The organism is Streptomyces californicus (assembly GCF_000717645.1).
Lineage (GTDB): Bacteria > Actinomycetota > Actinomycetes > Streptomycetales > Streptomycetaceae > Streptomyces > Streptomyces californicus.
This window is the reverse complement of record NZ_JNZZ01000028.1, coordinates 16,484-35,826: the sequence shown is the minus strand read 5'-3', so window position 1 is coordinate 35,826 and position 19,343 is coordinate 16,484. Positions and strand designations below refer to the sequence as shown.

The following is a 19,343-nucleotide window of genomic DNA, read 5'->3' as shown; positions in this document are numbered from 1 at the left end:
GCGGACCATCACCGTGAGAACCTGCTGAACCGCGGCCTCGGTGAGAGGCCGCAGGCTCGGCGGCGGTCAGTCCACCCTACGAAGGGCCGGTATCGCCCTGCTATCGGCCGGGCACTTCACATGGGAGGAGGCGGCTGCCAGCACGCGGTCGTACGCCGCCTTGCGGACGGCAGCGGCCACCTCCGCATGAGCTGTCTCTTCCGCGTGCAGGGCATGCAGAGTGGGCAGACGGTACCGGAACCAGCCGTCAGGGCCCGTGTCGGCCACTTCGAGCAGGATGGCATCCACCAGTTCCTCAAGCAGCCGCTGTGCGGCCATCGCGCCGACGTCGAGGAGGGCCTGAGCCTCCCAAACCGCGATGCACTCACCGTTGATGAGACCGAGCCGGACGTACAGGCCCGCAGCCGCGGGCGACAACGTCCGGTACACGCTGTCCAGGACCCGGCGGAGGACGGGGGCGCCTGTGCTGAGTTCCTCCAGCCGGTGCCGGCGGTCGCCGAGCCGGGTGAGCAGATGGGGGAAGCGCCAGTGTGGCTTGGCGACGAGGCGTGCGGCCGCCGCGGACAGGGCGAGCGGCAAGTAGTCGCACAACGAGGCAAGGCGGTGCGCGGCGACTCTGTCCTCTTCGACCCGTCCGTCGTCCACGAGGGAGCCGAGCAGCGTCACGGATTCCGCGGGGGTCAGTTCTGGCACGCCCAGCCGGACCTGTGCCGCGGTCGCGAGTACGCGTCGGCTGGTCAGCAGGACGCAACTCTTCCCCGCCTTGGGGACGAAATCATGGGCGACACCGTCATCGGGGACCCCATCAAGAATGATCAGGAGCCGCAGTTGCCCGATCTGCCGGTGGAACTCCCTGACCCGGTCCTGATAGTTGCGCGGTATTTCGGGATCCGACAGCCCGAGGGCTCGCAGGAGGACGGCAGGGGCATCAGCGGTGTCGGTCCGTTCGAAGTCGACATAGAGCTGCCCATCGGGAAACGCGGGCGCCGCCCTGCGCGCCCAGTGCAACACGAGGGCGGTCTTGCCGATTCCAGGGCGTCCCACCACGAGACCTACGGACGATACGCCTTCGCGGGCCCAGCGAAGCAAGCCGTCGAGTGACTTGATCTCGTCCTGGCGACCGACGAACTCCGTCGCGCCCCAGGGGAGTTGCGGCGAGACGGCGGCGACGCTCAGCGGCCCGGCCACGTCTGTCGGCGCCACCAGGTCGGCGGCCTCCTGAAGGATGGCCGTGTGCAGATCCTGAAGGACACGGCCGGGTTCGAGGCCGATCTCCTCGCGGAAGACTCGCTGCGCCTGACGGAAGAGAGCGAGAGCCTCGGACCGGTGACCCGAACGGTAGTGGGCCAGCATGAGCGCGGCTCGCGCCTGCTCCCACAACGGCCGATCGTGCACGAGGGCCGTCAGCTCGGAGATGACCTCGCGGTGCCGGCCGAGCTGCAGTTGCAGGGTTGCGTACTGCTCGTAAGCAGCGAGCCTCCGGTGATCCAGGAGTTCCGCCTCCGTCTCCAGGACGGGACTGGACATGTCGGTCAGCACCAGGCCCCGCCACAGCCCGAGCGCCTGCCCGAGCCGGTCGGCAGCGGCGCCGACGTCTCCGTGGCGGGCAAGCGTCTGCGCGGAGTCCACCCCGGCCGCGAATTCCATCGAGTCGATGTGGTGCCCCGCCGAGTGCAACAGGTAGCCGGGCGCGGAGGTGCCGATCAGCTCCCCCGTGTACCCAGCGGTCCGAAACGCCTTGCGCAGGCTGGCGACACAGATGGCGATCTGAGTGCGGCACGTGGTCGGCGGCCGTCCGTTCCAGACGGCTTCGACCAGTTGATCGATCGATACGACCCGGTCCGGTGCGATGAGGAGCATCGCCAGCACGATGCGCTGCCGAGGCCCGCCTATCTCGACCTTTCGCGGCCCCACCCACGCCTCCAGCGGGCCCAGGACCTGGAACGAGACGTTCGGCTCGGTCCGCCCGGCGCCCCCCTGCTGCGCCCGAACATGCGGAGGAATTCCCTCCGATTTTGGTGGTAACGTCGATGAAGCCGCAGCCGCATGATGCATGACTAAATTCCCCGTTTAGTACCGTTGCAGAATCTTGAGCCTGCCCCAGGCGAGCCGGATCAGGTCCCATGCCTTCGCAAGCCGAAGGAGCCGCCCGGCCTTCGCAAGCCGAAGGAGCCGCCCGACACCTTCGGCAGCCCTGCCGTCACTCTCTCTTCGACCACACCGGCCCGGCGCCAAGGTGGATTCACCGGACGAGACCGGACTCCAACGCCTTCATCTGCTCCCGTGAAGGATGAGACAGAGAGGCAACCGAACGCGCTCGGGAAATAATCGGACATGAAACACTACTGCCGCATTCCCTGTTCTCACGGGCGCCCGACGGAAGGACACCGACTGCCACAGAGGAACCTTCCCCCTCAAATCCTCCTCCTCTCGTACGCGCCTACTTGTGGCCGCCCCGAGTCTTCGCCATCGGGTGAAACCGCACCAAGGCAGGGGGACATTACACCCCACGACCTGCTCGACCTGGTCAACCCGGCCATACGAAGAACGGCCGGAAGCCGTCGTGATCTTGATCTCACACCTTCCCCCGCTCCTTTAGCAATTCTTTGCACTTAACGGTCCCGACGCTCACTTCAGGACTGCGGGCAACGATCACTGTTGCAGCTGCCGGACACCCCGCAAACCGGATAATAAGCCAAAGAAGGATTCGGTGGCGGGCGCGCCCCCTTCGGGGCGTGCCCACCACCGAGACTTGATCACATGAGCCCTCCTCGGGCAAATACTTTCGTCACGCCGGCCAACTTTGACATCCTGCGCGAAATGCGACCAACAGCGGAAATCGGACCCAACGCCTCCTGCCCCTCTCGCACAACGACTCGACAGCGTCATCCAAGTGTGAAAAACACCATCGGGTTATGGCGGCTATCGCGAACAGGGGTGCTGAGCCGCAGCTCCTCCTTCACCTTGCTGAGGTGCTCGATGACTTCAGGAGCCTTCGCGGCCGAAGGGGTGAAGAAGCTCTTGTTGTGCTCGGCGAGCCACTTCATGAGGACCGAACCCTCGCTGATCGGCTTCGGCCGGCGACCGTGGAAGACATCGTGCACGCTGGTCGGAGTTCCCGGGCGAACCATCGGAAAGACGTTCTCCACGTACCAGCGGCCGAATCGTGCCCCATGGTCGGCATCAATGAACAGGTAATCCACGCTGCCGACGATACCTCCGAGCGTCTCCCGGACATCACCCTTCGTGAATGTCCAGCGGGCAGCGGAAAGATCATCCGGAACGTTGCTCACCACATGGTCGACGATGTCGAACGAATACAGGTGCCCTATGCCGTTGTCTCGCAGGGCGCTGAGAATCCACATGGTCGACCAGCCGTAGAACGTGCCGATCTCGACCACCGTCTCGGGCCGGTACTCGCGCAGCAGCAGATAGGTGATCTCCGCCTCGTAGTCGTCGAGTTGCGCCTTCATGGACGTGCCGCGCCGCTGAAGGAAGGACCGCTGCTGATCCCTGACGGCACGCAGGTCGTCCTGGTATTTCACGTAGAGTTCCGACACGGCTTGCACGGTGAGGTCGCGAAGAGAGTTCACGACGTCCTGCGCGGACGTCACGTCGGCGCCGCTCTCCACCGAGCCCGGAATATCGCTCGAAGGGGTCATGGAATTCCTCCTGTTGCAGATTGACGGAAAGCATTCAGATGTTCTGAAAATGATAGGTCAGCGCGACATTATTCGATTATCGGGGAATTATCGGATGACGTCGGGCGGACTTTTTGGTGACATCGAGCGGATTTCTGGGTGGCGTCGGGCAGATTTTTCGACGTCTTTGAAGGCCAGCCAGAAGAGAGCAAGCACGCAGGCGAAAACGGGAATCCAGGCAAGGCGGAAGGCCACCCAGAACGGATCCTCCGGTGCCGTGTGGAGTCCGGGCCAGCGTTGCCCGAACCCGAGCCAGAACACGGTGGTGGCGATCATGGACGTCTGGTGCCAGAGGAAGACCGTCATGGCCGAGAGGTTCAGCACCGCGACGACGGCCCAGCAGAACTGTCCTGCGGTGGCACGCTCGCGGGCCGCATCGGACGCACGGCCGGAGAGCGACGGGACCGGACCCGTCGGCTGTCCGGTGAGTCGGCGGAGCGGTCCGCACAACAGCAGTCCGAGACCGCACTGGGCCAGACCGAAACAGACAGCGGCGAGGCTCGGCGGGTTGAGATTGGACAGGGAGGCCCCGGGAACGCCGACCATGCTCGCCGGGTAGCCACACCAGAGCACCAGGCCGGCCAGACCGGCCGCTCCACAGACGAGCAGGCCGGCCGCGTGCCTGCGGCGGGAGAGGCCGCCTGCCGCCCGGAACACCCCGAGCGCGTAGGGCACCAGCCAGCCGGTGAGGACGTTCAGCCATCGGAGCGATCCCACCCATTCCAGGTCACCGACCAGCCCGCGGACCAGATCCGCGGCCCCGACCAGCGCGAAGGCCACCAGCACCAGCCGACCCGCACCACACCGCCTGATCAGCGGAGTGGCCGCCGTGATCACCGCGTAGACGCAGAGGAACCAGAGCGGGGACACCGCGAGCCGCAGCAGGGTGCGGATCGTCTCGAACGCCACGCCTTCAAGAGCCAGCCCGATCAGCACCAGGGCCCACACACCCAGCAGCACCGAGGTGGGGCGGATCAATTGACGCAACCGCAGGGCCAGCCAGGTCCGGTAGCGGATTCCGTTCACGACTGCGGAGCCGTAGCTCTGGGATCCGACCCAGCCGCCGACGAAGAAGAACAGGGCGAGCGGCTGCAGCAGCCACGTCACCGGCGTGAGAGCCGGCAGGTGGCGTAAAGGGCTGTCGCCTCCCAGATGGCCCCCGGCCCGTAGCACCACCGCACTCACCAGCCAGTGGCCCAGCACCACCCCGAGGATGGAGTAAGCACGCAGGACATCGACCGCACGATCGCGGGAGAAGGGAGTCGCCGCATCGATACGCAGCACGGCCCGGTGCAGTCGCCGCACCGGTGTCAGCCGGACGGGCGGTGCCGGTGGCAGCTCCTTCCGGACCACGGGGGCGGGGCGCTCGTTCTCCGTCCTGACCCGCACGTCAGCCATGGGACACCTGCCGGCCCCGGTCCAGGCCGATCAGCGCGATGCTCCGGAGCGAAAGGCTGCCGGGGCGCAGGTAGTCGCCGTGCCGGCTGTCCCCGGTGGGGAGTCGTCGGGCGCCGAACTCCGCGGACGCCGGGTCCGGGCCGAACCCGACTCTCTCACCGAACACGCCGTACTGAGCGTGCGGCACACGCGAGATCCAGTCACCGCTGCCTCGCCCCGCCCACACCGGGACGCGCGCGCCCAGTTCACCCGCCGAGTCGACGCCCATCCCCGGGCTGCCGAAAACCGCGACACCCGACAGCGTGGACTGCGCGGACCGATCCATTCCGCGCACCGCTTCCCCGCACACCACGGACCCGTACGAATGGCACATCAGAGCAACGGATGCATTGGAGTTGACTCCCCGCAGCCGGTCGATCTGGCGGCGGAGCAGTCGGCCGCCCTCCTCCGCCCGCTCCTGGGTCACGGTGTCGCGGCTCTTGGTGCGGGGCGCCCGGTAGCCGTACCAGCCGATGACGGCAACGCGTGTCCCCGGTGCGGCGGCTCGCATCTCGGCGTACAGCGCCCGGCTTCCCCCGGCCACCGAACCGTGCCGCGAGCCGAGGTGGTCGAAGGTGTCGATGGTGGTGTCCGAGCCCGGCACCAGAAGGGCGATCCGCTGCGCGTGCGCCAGGTCTCCGAGCACCTCCACCGCCTGGCCGTCACCATCGGCGGAGGCATCCAGGAACCGGCGGTCGGGGGAGGCGAGAGCGCCCAGTGCCCGAGCCCGCTCACCATCACCCATCCGGCGTGCCGCATCGGCCGCGCGGGCGAGATAGCGCCGGTTCTCGCTGTAGAGCTCGGGCAGGTCCTTCGCCGCCACGGCCACCTGCCGGGGCGCGGGCGGCAGGCCGAGCACGCCGTTCGCAGCCGCGGCCGTGACGGACGCGACGATGCTTCCGGCGATGGTGGCTATCAGCATTCCGAGTCTGATCCGCGCAGCGCGCATGGACGACTGTCCCTTCTTCGGGCATGGGCCGGTCTTCGGGCATGAGCCGGTCTTCGGGCATGGGCCGGCGCGAGGCGGCGGGCCGGGTGAAAGCGGCGTCGAGGGCGCCGAGGTGGTGGAGTGGGGAGAAACGGGCCGCGAGGAGAGGTGAGCGGGCCCGTCAGGGGCAGAACGTCAGATCCGGAGCGGCATCTCGAGTGCGACGGTGGTCGGGCCCTCGGGCGGGCTGTGGAGGCCGAGAGTTCCGTCGACCGCGGTCAGCCGTTCCCTCAGGCCCGACAGGCCACTGCCCGCACCGATCCTGGCGCCTCCCCTGCCGTCGTCCTGGACCTGGATCCGCAGGACCTTTCCGACGACGCGCGCGTCCACCGACGCCTTCGTCGCCCGGCTGTGCTTGGAGACGTTGGTGAGCAGTTCGGCGACACAGAAGTACGCCACCCGTTCGATCACCGGATCCGGTCGCTGTGACATCTCCACCCGCAGGGCCACCGGCACTCCGGCCTGCCCGGTCAGCTGCGGCAGCGCCTCGGCGAGTCCCCGGTCGAGTACGGCGGGACTCATTCCGTCGATGAGCCGCCTCAGCTCCGCGATGGCCGCGTCGGTCTGCGTGCGGGCCCGTGCGACGAGAGCGCCGGTACGGCCGGTGGGCTCGTCGCCGTCCAGGGTGTCGGCGGCCAACGACAGCGTCATGGCGAGCGCGACCAACTGGGCCTGCGTGCCGTCATGCAGGTCCCGCTCGACCTGCCTCAGGTCGCGTGTGCCCGCGGTGAAGGCGACCGTGCGCGCCCGCTCCAGCGTCCGGACCCGCACCTGGGAGGTGCTGGGGCCGAGCAGCTTCCGGCCCAGCAGCCGGTGCACCCGCATCACCGTACGAGCCGTCACCGGGGTGAAGGCCAGGACGATCAAGGCGCCCACGACCGCTGTGACCGCCAGCCAGAGCTCCGGGTCTCCGATCACCGTCCACACGATCGACCACACGGCCAACGCGGGCAGCGCGATCGTCACCACGAAGGCGAGCAGGTCGAGGGGGAGCCGCAACACCAGGTAGAGCACGCTGCGCCAGGCAGTCACATCGGACAGATTGCTCCGGATCCACCGGAACGCGCCGGGTGGCGCCTCCGGCGGCGCGGGGGGAACGATGGTCTCGCCGAGCAGGGTCCGCATCAGCCAGGCGTGCCCCCGGCCGAGCTGGCGGGCCCCCAGCAGACCGGTCGCGAGCACCGGCAGCCCGATCACGGTCAGCGAGAGCAACCCGCCGGCGTAGAGGACCGCGAGGGCGTAGGCCATGCCGAGGAGGGAGAGCGGCAACCCGCAGACGGCGAAAGCGATCGACCCCGGCCGCACCTTCCGTCGTCCGCCGCGAGCCTCGTCCGCGAGGCGGGGCGCGGTCACGGCGCGGCCACGGCGGTGACCGCCGACTCCGAGGTGGCCCGCGCACCGGTGAACAGGATCGTCAGCACGGTCAGCGCCACCGGTCCCAGCACCAGCGGGGCATAGGTGGAGAACGCGATGGTGGGAAGCAACTCGCCGGTCGCGGCGCTCGCGAACGCCATGCTCATGGGCGCGGCGACGAGGATGCCGAGCACCACTCCGGCCAGGGCGGTCAGTACCGCCTCCGTGCCCAGCATGCGGATCAGCTGCCGCCGGGTCGCGCCGGTCAGGGTGAGCAGCGCGTACTCGCGCCGTCGCGCCGTGGTCAGCGAGGCGAGGGTGTTCACCGTGGCCACAGCTCCGAAGCCGGCCAGCATGGCGAGTTCCACTCCACGGAGCCAGTTGTCGCTCTCGGCATAGGCTCCGGGCGGGGCAACCTCTTGAAAGGTGCCGCTGACCGACGCGAACGTCGTCGAGAGCCCGACCAACAGGGCGATCGGCACCACGGCGGAGGAGAGACGGTAGGCGTGACCGCGCAGGTTGTCGGCGGCGAGAGCGCCACCGGCGTCTCCCCCGTGCCGTCGGCCCATCAGCCGGAACGGCACACCGAGCACCACGATGGACAGTCGTGCCAGCAGGGGTCCGAGCAGTCCGGCGGCGACCAGGAAGATCAGCGATCCGAGCAGAGCCAGTTGGGCGGACTTGTCGGCCGGCTGCCCGGCGGTGAACATCACCAGGGGTACGGAACCGGCGATCACGAGCAGACCGGCGATGCCGCGAAGCCAGCCCATCTTCGTCTGCTCGGCCGTCTGAGCGAGCACAGTGGACGGCCGGCCGCGGACGACCCGGCGCGCGGCGATCCTCGCCGCGCCGGCTCCGACCAGCAGCGTCACCACCGTACCGATCAGCAGGGGCCAGGGGGACCACACCACCACCGCGTCCGCCGGGACGATGTCCCGGGCGGCGAGCTCTGCCAGGAACCGCTCGGCGCCCCACGTTCCGAGCAGCCAGGCCGGCGGCGAGACGATGAGCGTCAGCCAGAGGATCTGGCACCTGATCAGGCGCTTGATCTGTGCCGGCGTCGCGCCGCTGGTCCTCAGCAGAGCCATGTCCCGGGCCTGGCCCCGCACGGAGAACGAGAGTGTGTTGGTGACTGTGAACAGCGCCATCAGCATCGCGATCTCGCCGAAGGCCCCGCCGATCATCCCGAGCCGCGAGCCTCCGTGACCGCCGATCGCCGTGGCGATGAGGGATCCGAACATGGTGATCACGGCGACGGCCATCAGGAGCGCGGTGGCCGGCCCCGCGTACAAGGAGGGCCTGGCACGCAGCAGCCCGAGGGCAAGCCTCAGCATGCGAGCTCACTCAGCTTCTCGGAGATCTGCGCGGCGGACGGGCGCATCAGTTCGTCGACCAGGACTCCATCGGCGAGGACGACCACACGGTCCGCGAAACTCGCCGCGATCGGGTCGTGCGTGACCATGACGCACGTGCGGCCTTCGTTCTCGACGCCCTCGCGCAGGAGCCACAGCACCTCGCGCCCGGTCGCGCGGTCGAGGGCGCCGGTCGGCTCATCGGCGAACAGGACGCGCGGACGGGCGTACAGAGCCCGTGCCACGGCGACGCGCTGCTGCTGGCCACCGGAGAGACGGCCGGGCCGTTCCTTCCTCCGGTCGGCGAGACCCACCCGCTCAAGGCAGTCGGCGACCTCTGACCAGTCCACGCGCTCGCCCGCCAGCCGAGAGGTCAGGGCGACGTTCTGCTCGACCGTCATGGCCGGCATCAGGTTGTACGACTGGAAGATGAAGCCTGCCTCTGCGCGCCGCAGTTGAGCCAGGCGACGCTCGGGCAGCGCGGTGATGTCGGTCGTGCCCCAGTGGATCGTCCCGGTGGTCGGCCGGTCCATTCCCGCCACGCACTGCAGCAGAGTCGACTTGCCCGAGCCCGACGGCCCCATCACCGCGGTGAAGGTGCCGGGAGCGAAACCGATGCCCACTCCACGCAGAGCGTGAACCGCGGCACGGCCACGGCCGTACGAGCGGTGCAGGTTCTCCACGTGGATTCCCGGACCGCCTTCCACGAGAGGTCGGGCTTGGGCCTCAGTGCTCAGTGACATGCCTCTATTCTCGGCAGCACGGCTGCTCGGAGCCACCGTGCTACCTCCCGTTCACGAGGTTCGGATATCCGCCCCCTTGCCGGCGCCCGGGACCGCGCCCCTGGCCCGAGGTCAGGGCCTGGACTCCTGCAGGTACGCGACGACCGCCTTGACACGGCGGTTGTCCGCAGCGGCCGGAGGAAGATCGAACTTCGTGAAGATGGACGCCGCGTGCTTCTCCACCGCCCGCTCGGAGACGACGAGCAGTTCGGCGATGGAACGGTTCGAGTGGCCCTGGGCCATCAGGTCCAGGACCACTCGTTCGCGCTCGGTCAGCCGGTCGAGGGGGCGACCGCCGGTGTTGAACATACGGCTGACGATCTCCGGGTCGAGAGCCACACCGCCGGCCGCGACCCTGCGCAACGCCTCGATGAAGTCGGCGGTGGCCGAGACGCGCTCCTTGAGCAGGTACCCGATGCCCGACGCCTCGCCGGCGAGCAGCCGGGCCGCCCAGGCCGGTTCGGCGTGCTGGGAGAAGACGAGGACACCCACCCCGGGGTGAGCGGCGCGGAGTTGGATCGCCGCGCGGATGCCCTCGTCGGTGTGGGTGGGCGGCATGCGGATGTCGACCACGGCGACATCGGGGACATGCGTGGCCACCGCGGCCAGCAGTCCGTCCCCGTCGCCCACGGTCGCGACGACATCACAGCCTCGGGCGGTCAGCAGTTCCACCATGCCCTCACGGAGAATGACCGAGTCCTCGGCGATGACTACCCGCACTGCGCGCTCCCTCGCTACCGGTCAACCCGGCGCGGTCGACCTCGTTTTCATTCAAACAGAACGTAACCGTCGCCCGGACGCTGCCCCCGCGAGCGTCGCAGAGAGGTCAGCGCGAAGGTGCGCTGCAGCCAACGGTCCCGGCCGTCGTAACGAGGGGTGAACGCGGTGCGGCCGTGCGCGGTGACGTGGTTGTCGACGATGACCAGATCGCCGGGACGCAGTTCCGACGTCGTCGACACCTGCTCGAAGAGCGCGCCCAGCTCGGCGAGGGCGGCGGCACCCTCCTCCGTGGTGGCCCGGGTGGCGGCGAAGTCGACGCGCAGATCGGGGTCGGTCCGGGATCCACCCAGCACCGGGTGGTGGAGCGCGCCCTTGTTGCCGGCTCCGAAGGACGGTGGAGCCTCGGTGATGAACTCGGACAGGCTCAGCGTCTTCCGCGCCGCCGGGCGGAGCAGGTCCAGAACCTCGCGCACGCACGCGGTACGCGTGCCCGCGACACCCTCGTGGTCGGCACGCAGACACAGCAGCATGACGTGGTCCGGGCGGTGCTCGTGGAACGCGTTCTCGGTGTGGAAGGAGAGGAGGACCGATCCGGCGTTCCCCTGGAACTCCTCACGGCCCGGGACGGGCACGACGTCCTGCACCAAGGCTCCGGATTTCTCCTGGAGATACGCGGCGGGGTCGCCGAGTCCGCAGGCCACCATGAGGAGGGTCGCGGCGGCGACGGACGCCTCCCGCTGGACCGAGTCGGCGGTCGACGGGGTGGGCCGCGGTTCGTCGCCCACCGGAAGCCCCCGGATCAGCAGCCGGCCGCGGGGGCCGGAGTGCCGGCGGAACCGGCGGATCTCCTGGCGGAGCGGGGCCGGGAGGTTCTCCCAGGCGTCCCGGGCGGCTGCCACGAACTCGGGCGAGTCGACCCGGCCGTCCGCGGCGTGCAGCATCTCCTGTGCGACCGCCTCCACGGTGGCGGCGTCGCCGCCGAGCATGAAGACGGCGTCGTCGCGGACACCGCTGTCGCGGCTACCGTTCTCCATCAGCTCCGTCATCAGACAACACCTGTTGTGGTCATCATCGAAAGTTCCCCGAGTTCCTCGAATTCACCCGCGAGCGCCGCGCTGCCGTAGATCTCCTCGACCCAGCCCCGGTGATAGACCGAGTCCAGGTATCTGTCGCCCATATCCGGTGCGACGGCCACGGCGGTGACGTCCGCGCCCGGTGCGTACTCGTCGAGCCAGCGCAGGGCGCCGCTGATCACCGTCCCCGTGGATCCGCCGAAGAGGAAACCGCGTCTGGCCAGCCGGCGGCAGGCCCGTATGGTGTCCACCTCGTCCACGTGCACCACGTCGTCCACGTAGGACCGGTCGAGGAGCGGCGGACGGACACCCGTGCCGAGGCCGGGAATCTGCCGCGGCAGGGACGGCCCGCCGAAGGTCACCGAGCCGACCGCGTCGACCGCGACGACCTTGACCTCGGGACGGTTCTCCTTGAAGTAGCGGGCGCACCCCATGAGGGTGCCGGTGGTGCCCGCACCGATGAAGGCCACCTGCAGGTCGGGGAAGCGCTCGGCGATCGCCGGCGCAGTCCCCCAGAAGTGGGCGAGCGCGTTGTTCGGATTCGCGTACTGGTTGAGCCAGACATAGCGGTCGTCGGACTCGCGCAGCTTCTTCACCAACTGCAGCCGTGCGCCGAGGAAGCCGCCGTCAGCCGCGGGTTCCGTAATGGTGTGGACCGTGCCGCCCATGGCCTCGATGAGCTGCTTCGTGGCCAGATTGCATCTGCTGTCCGTGACGCAGACGAAGCCGTAACCCTTGCTGGCGGCGAGAATGCTCAGCGCGACGCCGAGGTTGCCCGACGACGACTCCACCAGAACCGAGCCGGGTCGCAGCACCCCGCTGGCCTCCGCCGCCTCGACCATGGCGCGGGCGGCCTTGAGTTTGATCGAGCCCGCGAAGTTGAAGCCTTCGCACTTGAGGTAGAGCTTGCGTCCGAAGGTCCGATGGAGGTCGACGAACAGGTCGTTCTCGTGGTACTGCTCCGGCTGTGAAATTATTGGCACAGCTTTCTCCCGTTCCGGGCAGTCGCCCTTAGCCGCCGTACCGGCTCATCTCGTGGAAAAAGTCCTCGACGACGTGAAGGTCACCGCTGCGCGACACCTGGTCGTAGACGTGCGCGCTGACCGCCAGGTCGAGCACACCCAGACCGAACGGCGAGAACACCACCGTGCGATCCGTCGGCACCGTGGTGCGGCCCGTCATGACGTCGTAGAGAGTCCCGTCGAGGAAGTCCCTGTTGCCGGAGAGCTGTTCGGCCAGGTGCGGCGAGGTGTCGGCCTTCAGGCAGTGCTCGACGTCGTCGACGTAGTTGGCCGAATTGAGGATGATCTCCGGCGCCAGATCACGCAGCGAGACATGGAGCACGAGCGGGTGGTGGGCGAACAGCCGTGGGTCGGTCACGTGCGGAGCACCCGCCACCGTGGCGAAGACGACCAGGTCGCTGGCGCGGATCAGATCGTCCACGGAGCTGTGGACACTCACCCGGCCGTTCTCGCCCGAGCGGTCCAGGTAGCCGGCGAACCCGGCGGCGTGCTCCTCGGACAGGTCGTGCACTCCGACCTCGTCGAAGCTCCATCCCGTGCCCGCCAGATAGGTGTGCAGATAGCGGGCGATCAGACCGGTGCCGACGAAGCCCACCCGGGTGGGGCGGGCCTTTCCCCTGGTCAGCCGGTCGGCGGCCAGCGCGGCTGACGCGGCCGTCCTGCTCGCGCTAATGATCGAGCTCTCCAGGCAGGCGTACGGATAGCCGGTACGCGGGTCGTTGAGGATCAGCACCGCGGAAGCGCGGGGCAGCCCCGCATCCACGTTCTCCGGGAAACTGGAGATCCACTTGAGTCCGTCCACGGCGGCGTCGCCGCCGAGCGACGCCGGGAGAGCGATGATCCGGGCCGTGGGCCGGTCGGGGAACCGGAGGAAGTACGAGGGCGGGTTGACCGTCCTCCCCGTGCCGTGCGCCCGGTAGGCCGCTTCGACGATCTCCGTGACCAGCTTCTCCTGTCCGCTCAGTGCGCGTTGCACCTGCCGGCCGGAGATCACTGCGAAGTCTGGTATGTGCTTGGTCATTGGCTTCCGGACCTCTAGACGGAGCGGGTGGTGGGATTCGCCATCGCGACGAGCACCTCGCGGGCTCCGTCGTAGGGCAGCCGGCTGTGCGCCGTGCGGAGGTTGTCGACGAGCATCACGTCTCCCGCACGCCACGGCTCGGCGACGGTGACGGAGTCGTACACCTTGTTGATCGCCGCGACGTCGTCCTCGGTGACCTCACCGCCGTCGCCGTAACTCGTGTTGAAGGGCAGGCCCTCGGGGCCGTAGACGTCGACCAGGTACTCACGCACCTCGGGCGCCATCGTCCACTGGTTGAGGAAGGCGATCTGGTTGAACCAGAGCCGCCGGCCGTCGGCGGGGTGGCGCAGCACTGCGGGCCGGCGCTGGCTGGTGCGCAGTTCCTCGCCGCGCCACTCGAAGGAGATGTCGTTGGCCGCGCAGTATCGCTCGACCTCGGAGCGATCGGTGGTGCCGAACGCCTCCGCCCACGGAACACCGATGTCCTCGTTGTAGCTGCGGGTGAGCAGCCAACCCTCGCGTTCGAAGCGCTCCACGAGGTCGGAGGGCAGCTGCTCCAGGACGCGACCGGCGTCGGCCAGGGCGGTGGCCCCGCCGGTGGTGGGTGCGCTGAGGCAGGCGAAAGCCATGGTCGCCGGGAACTCGACCGCGTAGCTCAGCTCGTGGTGCATGCACATCGGTTGGTTCGGCGGCCACTTGGACGACGAGTAGATGCGGTCGTCATAGGTCCAGCGGGGCGCGAACGCCTCGCGTTCGGACATCAGGTCGCCTCCCAGGGTCTTGAGCACCGCAGCGGCCCCGGCGGCGTCCGCCAGTCCCAGACCACGCACCAGTACGGCACCCTCGGAGGCGACGATCCGGTACAGCGCTTCGCGGTGACGGGCGGCCCAGGCCGCCGGGTCCGGCGCGTCGGCGACGGTGACGACGGCCGGGCGGCCCTCGTCACGGCGCCCGTCGAGTCCGGCGTAGAGGTCCGTATCGGTATCGATCGGCGGCACTTTCACACTCGCTCTCGTTGGTGCAGGTCGTGGACGGCCCGCACCACAGCGGCGGTCTGCGCCGGCCTGGTGCGGAAGAAGTGGTGGCCGCCTTCGGGCAGTTCGCGGATCTCAACGGTCCTGGCGATGCCGCGCCAGGCCGCGAGATCGCCCTCGTGGCCCCGGGTGGCGGGATCGTCGGCGGCGGTGACGAGGACCGTCGGGGCCTCGATGAGCGCGACCGGGGGGTTCTCCACCGCGTCGGCGAAGAACGCGTTCGCTTCCAGGACGTCGTGCCGGTACGCCGCGCCGACCAGCGCCGCCCGGGTCGTGTCCGTCCCGGCGAGTTCGGCGTAGCCGCTGTCGCCGTTGAGCCGCGCCGCGACCTCCAGGGGCGTGAGCGCTTCGAGCTCGGCGCTGTGCCTGCGCCGCGCGTCCGGGGATCCGACGAGTTGGCCGCCGATCAGGACGGCACGCACGTCGTGCCCCGTCCGCTCGAGGAGGCGCGCGGTCGCCACGGCCAGGGCCGCCCCGGACGAGTGTCCCCACAGCAGGATCGGGCCGACGGCACACCGGCCGATCTCGCTCGCCGCGGTCCTGGCGATCTGCTCCAGGGAGACGAACGGCTCGGTCTCGGCTGTGAGGTCGTGTCCGGGCAGCTCCACTCCGTGTACGGCCAGCCCGCTGTCCGCCAGTTCGCCGGCCAGAGCGTGGAAGTTGACCGCGTTGCCGCCCGCGTAGGGGAAGCAGACGAGCGTGCCGGTCACGGAGGGGGGCTGGAGGAGAGAGTTCAGAACGCCCGTCCCGGCGTCCGCGTCGTCGGACGTGCCGGTCTTGTCGATGAACGCCGCCAGGTCGCTCAGCCGCGGGTACCGGGTGAGCTCCTTCAGCGACACGGCCCGCTCGAGCTTCACGACGAGGCGTACAGCGGAGAGGGAGGTGCCACCCGTGTCGAAGAAGTGACTGTCGCGGCCGACCCGCTGGGGATCGAGACCGAGCACGGCCGCCCAGGCGGCGGCGATCCGGTGTTCCGTCGGGGTGACTGGAGGCTCCGGGCCGTCCTCGTCCGCCGCCGCCAGCTCCGCCAACCGCTTCTTGTCGATCTTGCTGTTGGCGGTGAGCGGCAGGGCGTCGAGGCGATGGAAACGGCTCGGCACCATGTACTCCGGCAGCGCGGCCGCCAGCCACGTCCTCAGCTCGTCGGCGGGCACGTCGGCGGCGGCGGCGTAGAACGCCGCCAGACTCTCGCCGACGACGACCACGGCGGTGTCACGGACCCCGGCGACGCCGAGCAGCCGGTTCTCGATCTCGCCGAGCTCGATGCGGAAGCCGCGCAGCTTGACCTGCGCATCGCGACGGCCCAGGAACTCCAGCTTGCCATCGGGACGCCAGCGGCCGAAGTCGCCGGAGCGGTAGAGCCGTTCCCCCCGCCGGTGCGGATCGGTGCCGTACGCGGCGGCCGTGCGCTCCGGGTCGTTGATGTAGCCGCGGCCGACGCAGATTCCGGCGAACACGATCTCGCCGGGCGAGCCGAGCGGCACCGGTTCGAGGTCGGGGTCGACGACGTAGACCCGCACGTTGGCGACGGCGGGCCCGAGGGGGACCCGGTCACCGTGCGGCGGCCTGGTCATCACCTCGTGGTTGGTGTCGTCGGAGGTCTCGGTGAGCCCGTACGCGTTGACGAGCGCGGTGCCCGGGAAGGCCGCGAACCAGCGTTCGACGAGCTCCTTCTTGAGCGCCTCACCGGTGGCCGAGAGGCAGCGGATCCGGCCGAGGCCGCCGCCGTGCTCCTCCAGGTGCGACAGCACCACCTCCAGGTAGGAGGGGACCATCTGGGCCACGTCCGCGCCGCGGACGACCTCCACGAACCTCTCCACGTCGAGGATCGCCTCCTGCGGCACGATGAGTGTCGTGCCGCCGACCAGCAGGGCCGCGACGAGCTGCCAGAGCGAGATGTCGAAGCACTGGGGAGCGATCTGCGCGAGGACGTCGTCCTCGCCCACGCCGAGATCGTCGGTCTTCGCGTAGAGGTGGTTGAGCATTCCCTCGTGCTCGCACATCACCCCCTTGGGCTTACCGGTGGAGCCGGACGTGAAGTAGATGTAGGCGAGCCGGTCGGCGCCGATCTCGATACCGAGGTCCGTCGCGTCGGCCCCGTCGCTCTCGTCGACGCGGAGCACGGTGATGGACGGGCGGTGGCTCAACGCCTCGTCGAGGGTGGCGGTGCTCCCGGGTTCCGTGAGGACGAGGGTGCAGCCGGCACGGTCGAGGACGGTGCCGATGCGATCCGCCGGGAAGTGCGGCTCGATCGGCACGTAGACACCGCCGGCCTTGAACACGGCGAGGACGGACGCCATCCAGTCCAGGTTGCGCTCCGTCACCACGGCGACGGGATCCTCGGCGGCCAGGCCGCGGGCGAGGAGGGTCCGGGCGATCCGGTTCGCGTGGGCGTTGAGTTCGGCGTACGCGATCCGGCGCTCTCCCATGATCGCGGCGGTCTTCCCGGGGTGCAGCCGCACGCGCTCCTCGAAGAGCTCGTGGAAGCGCCGGTCCGGAAGCTCCCGCACCGGACCGGCCATGCCGACGAGCTGGTGGTGCCGTTCCCCGGCGGAGAGCAGGCTGCGGCCCTCGTGCGGGGCGTCCGGTTCGGTGGCGATGCGGTGGAGAGCCGTGTGGTGATAGCCGGCGACCCGGGTCGCGTGGTCGGCGTCGAAGTCTTCGGTGCGGTACGTCAGCACCAGGGCCCCGCCGGAGACCGACACCCCGAACACCACGCCGTCGGGCAGTGTGCCCGGTGTCCCGCCGACCACGGTCTCGAATCCGTGGCGGGGCGCGGCGACCGCGGCGCGGACGCGGTCCACCAGGCCGGCCCACGTGGTGCCGGCCACCGGCACGAGGCGGGGCACGGGGCCGAAGGCCACCTCGTCCTCACCGCTGAGAGTCGCGACGACCTTGGCATGGGCGGCGGACAGTTCCGCCGGCGTCGGTTCGAGTTCCAGCGGAATACCGACGGTCGCCGTGCCCGGTGCCGAACCGATTGTCGCCTGCCACCGCGGAACGGTGGTATGACCGGACCTCATGAGAGGGCTCCTCCACTAGCGGAGTTGGAATGAGAAAAAGGTATGGGCGAGGGTTTCCCTCCCGTTATCGATCACATTTCAGCGACGTCGATAGCGGGATATCGCCAGCGGGACCGCGAAGCACATGAGGCCCACGCTCCACAGCACGGTGCCGAGGACGGGGCCGGCGATCGGCCCCCCGGCGAGCAGGTTGCGGCACGCGTCCGTCACCAGGGTCGTGGGGTTGGCCTCGGCGAAGACCCGCAGCCAGCCCGGCATCGTGCTGGTCGGCACCAGCATGGAACTGCCGAACTGGAGCGGGATCATCCAGAGGAAGCCCACCGACTGCACGGTGTTGGGGCTGCGGATCGTCAGCCCGATGAAGGCCGACACCCAGGCCAGCGCGGTGCCGTACAGCAGCGTGAGGAGCAGAGCGGCCACCGCGAGCAGCACGTTGGTCTCGACCCGGAAGCCGATGGCGAGCGCGAAGAGCAACATGACGACCTGGCCCAGCAGGAGCCGGCTCATGTCTGCCACGATCCGGCCGGTCAGGACAGCCGAGCGGGCGATGGGCAGGGATCGCAACCGGTCCATCACACCGTTGTCGAAGTCGACGGCGAGCAGGTAGCCGGTCGAACGGGACGCGAACATCAGCGTCTGCACCATGATGCCCGGCAGGAGGAACTGCCGGTAGTCTCCGGGGCGGTCTCCCCAGATGGCGCCGCCGAAGACGTACAGGAAGATCAGGGTGAAGACCATCGGCATGACCACGGAGTCGAGGAGTTGCCCGGGATCGCCGCGCAGCTGGAGCATGTTGCGCCTGGCGAGGGCGAGCGATTGCCTGACGACGTCCCGCGGTCCGTTCCGTGCGGAACCGGCAAGAGGGGGTACCCCGACGGTCGGCGCGCTGTCGGTGGTCGGGGTCACGCGGTGCTCCTGGTCAGTTCGATGAATGCCTCGTCGAGGCTGGCGACCCTGGTGTCCACGGCCAGCACCTCCACGGCCGAGGCGGTGACGGCCCGCACCGCACGGGTCAGTTCGTCCGGTTCCACGAGCGGCAGCCGAACCACGCAGGTCTCCTGGTCGATACGGCCGTCCAGCCCTTCCAGGGCGAGGCTTCCCGCGAGGGCCGCCAGGTCCCGGGGGTGCGCGGGCCGTATCTCGAGGGTCCGGCCGCCCACCCGAGCCCGGAGGTCCGCGGCCGTGCCGGCGGCGATGACCCGTCCCTTGTCCACGACGACCGCCGAGTCGGCGAGCGCCTCGGCCTCCTCCATGTACTGGGTGGTGAGCAGAACGGTCGCGCCGGCGAGGGCGCGTTCCTTCACCATGGCCCACAGCTCGTTGCGGCTGTGCGGGTCCAGACCGGTGGTCGGCTCGTCGAGGTAGATGAGCCTCGGCTCACCCATGAGCGATGCGGCGAGGTCGAGACGCCGGCGCATTCCGCCGGAGTACTCGCGGGCGGGCTTGCCGCCCGCCTCGGCGAGACGGAACCGCTCCAGCATCCCGGTCGCCTCCGACCGTGCCCGCCGGGCGGGCACGCCCAGGAGGCGCGCGATGAGATACAGGTTCTCCCTGCCGGAGATGTTGCCGTCGACCGAGGCGAACTGCCCGGTCAGCGCGATGCAGCGGCGGACCTGGTGGGGCTCCTCCACCACGTCGTACCCGAAGACCCGGGCCCGCCCGGCATCGGGTCGCAGCAGAGTCGCCAGGACACGCACCATCGTGGTCTTTCCCGCCCCGTTCGGACCGAGGAGGCCCAGGATCTGCCCGGCCGGCACCGCGAGGTCGACTCCGTCGAGGGCCCGGTGGGCGCCGAAGCGCTTCACCAGGCCCTCGACCTCGATAGCCAGAGTCATGG

Annotated in this window: 15 protein-coding genes; all 15 read right to left on the bottom strand. The window is 69.4% G+C overall.

Annotation, left to right across the window (positions count from 1 at the left end; genetic code table 11):
- Window positions 1-66: 66 nt before the first annotated feature.
- Window positions 67-2,055, bottom strand: coding sequence for an AfsR/SARP family transcriptional regulator (locus tag IF19_RS0129240; protein WP_078580998.1), 1,989 nt, complete (start codon window positions 2,053-2,055; stop codon window positions 67-69).
- Between the two features lie 830 nt (window positions 2,056-2,885).
- Window positions 2,886-3,662 (bottom strand): class I SAM-dependent methyltransferase, encoded by a 777-nt coding sequence (locus IF19_RS0129235; RefSeq protein ID WP_078580995.1) that lies wholly within the window; start codon window positions 3,660-3,662, stop codon window positions 2,886-2,888.
- Window positions 3,663-3,749: 87 nt separating this feature from the next.
- Complete coding sequence (locus tag IF19_RS0129230) at window positions 3,750-5,099, bottom strand: acyltransferase family protein (RefSeq protein WP_078580994.1); 1,350 nt, start codon at window positions 5,097-5,099, stop codon at window positions 3,750-3,752.
- The gene (locus IF19_RS0129225) at window positions 5,092-6,060 is read right to left on the bottom strand and encodes an alpha/beta hydrolase (RefSeq protein ID WP_234313270.1); all 969 of its coding nucleotides are present in this window, start codon (window positions 6,058-6,060) and stop codon (window positions 5,092-5,094) included. Before IF19_RS0129225 ends, IF19_RS0129230 begins: the two co-directional genes overlap by 8 nt.
- A 201-nt stretch (window positions 6,061-6,261) precedes the next feature.
- The gene (locus tag IF19_RS0129220; protein ID WP_030115230.1) at window positions 6,262-7,479 is read right to left on the bottom strand and encodes a sensor histidine kinase; all 1,218 of its coding nucleotides are present in this window, start codon (window positions 7,477-7,479) and stop codon (window positions 6,262-6,264) included.
- On the bottom strand, window positions 7,476-8,813 hold the full coding sequence (locus IF19_RS0129215) for an ABC transporter permease (RefSeq protein ID WP_050493541.1): 1,338 nt from the start codon (window positions 8,811-8,813) through the stop codon (window positions 7,476-7,478). The genes IF19_RS0129220 and IF19_RS0129215 overlap by 4 nt, the downstream gene beginning before the upstream one ends.
- The gene (locus IF19_RS0129210) at window positions 8,807-9,514 is read right to left on the bottom strand and encodes an ABC transporter ATP-binding protein (protein WP_306339621.1); all 708 of its coding nucleotides are present in this window, start codon (window positions 9,512-9,514) and stop codon (window positions 8,807-8,809) included. The genes IF19_RS0129215 and IF19_RS0129210 overlap by 7 nt, the downstream gene beginning before the upstream one ends.
- Before the next feature lie 171 nt (window positions 9,515-9,685).
- Window positions 9,686-10,333 (bottom strand): response regulator transcription factor, encoded by a 648-nt coding sequence (locus IF19_RS0129205; protein ID WP_030115227.1) that lies wholly within the window; start codon window positions 10,331-10,333, stop codon window positions 9,686-9,688.
- A 47-nt stretch (window positions 10,334-10,380) separates the two neighbouring features.
- Window positions 10,381-11,319: a TauD/TfdA family dioxygenase gene (locus IF19_RS0129200; RefSeq protein WP_234310418.1), complete on the bottom strand. Its 939-nt coding sequence runs from the start codon at window positions 11,317-11,319 to the stop codon at window positions 10,381-10,383.
- 59 nt (window positions 11,320-11,378) lie between these two features.
- Window positions 11,379-12,389, bottom strand: coding sequence for a 2,3-diaminopropionate biosynthesis protein SbnA (sbnA, locus tag IF19_RS0129195; RefSeq protein WP_030115225.1), 1,011 nt, complete (start codon window positions 12,387-12,389; stop codon window positions 11,379-11,381).
- A 28-nt stretch (window positions 12,390-12,417) separates the two neighbouring features.
- Window positions 12,418-13,449, bottom strand: a complete 1,032-nt coding sequence (gene sbnB / locus IF19_RS0129190; protein ID WP_030120576.1) for a 2,3-diaminopropionate biosynthesis protein SbnB — start codon at window positions 13,447-13,449, stop codon at window positions 12,418-12,420.
- Between the two features lie 14 nt (window positions 13,450-13,463).
- A complete protein-coding gene (locus tag IF19_RS0129185) occupies window positions 13,464-14,438 on the bottom strand; it encodes a TauD/TfdA family dioxygenase (protein ID WP_030115222.1) in 975 nt (324 codons plus the stop codon).
- Between the two features lie 11 nt (window positions 14,439-14,449).
- Entirely contained in the window at window positions 14,450-17,506 is a 3,057-nt protein-coding gene (locus IF19_RS0129180) for a non-ribosomal peptide synthetase (RefSeq protein WP_032748482.1), read from the bottom strand.
- A gap of 78 nt (window positions 17,507-17,584) precedes the next feature.
- Entirely contained in the window at window positions 17,585-18,412 is an 828-nt protein-coding gene (locus IF19_RS0129175; RefSeq protein WP_030115219.1) for an ABC transporter permease, read from the bottom strand.
- Window positions 18,409-19,341: a daunorubicin resistance protein DrrA family ABC transporter ATP-binding protein gene (locus IF19_RS0129170; RefSeq protein WP_030120579.1), complete on the bottom strand. Its 933-nt coding sequence runs from the start codon at window positions 19,339-19,341 to the stop codon at window positions 18,409-18,411. The genes IF19_RS0129175 and IF19_RS0129170 overlap by 4 nt, the downstream gene beginning before the upstream one ends.
- Window positions 19,342-19,343 lie beyond the last annotated feature (2 nt).

Bases quoted from the DNA above. Each gene is read 5' to 3' on its own strand.
- IF19_RS0129240 (WP_078580998.1), bottom strand. From the start codon at position 2,055: ATGCATCATGCGGCTGCGGCTTCATCGACGTTACCACCAAAATCGGAG.
- IF19_RS0129235 (WP_078580995.1), bottom strand. From the start codon at position 3,662: ATGACCCCTTCGAGCGATATTCCGGGCTCGGTGGAGAGCGGCGCCGAC.
- IF19_RS0129230 (WP_078580994.1), bottom strand. From the start codon at position 5,099: ATGGCTGACGTGCGGGTCAGGACGGAGAACGAGCGCCCCGCCCCCGTG.
- IF19_RS0129225 (WP_234313270.1), bottom strand. From the start codon at position 6,060: ATGCTGATAGCCACCATCGCCGGAAGCATCGTCGCGTCCGTCACGGCC.
- IF19_RS0129215 (WP_050493541.1), bottom strand. From the start codon at position 8,813: ATGCTGAGGCTTGCCCTCGGGCTGCTGCGTGCCAGGCCCTCCTTGTAC.
- IF19_RS0129200 (WP_234310418.1), bottom strand. From the start codon at position 11,319: ATGCTCGGCGGCGACGCCGCCACCGTGGAGGCGGTCGCACAGGAGATG.
- sbnB (WP_030120576.1), bottom strand. From the start codon at position 13,449: ATGACCAAGCACATACCAGACTTCGCAGTGATCTCCGGCCGGCAGGTG.
- IF19_RS0129180 (WP_032748482.1), bottom strand. From the start codon at position 17,506: ATGAGGTCCGGTCATACCACCGTTCCGCGGTGGCAGGCGACAATCGGT.
- IF19_RS0129170 (WP_030120579.1), bottom strand. From the start codon at position 19,341: ATGACTCTGGCTATCGAGGTCGAGGGCCTGGTGAAGCGCTTCGGCGCC.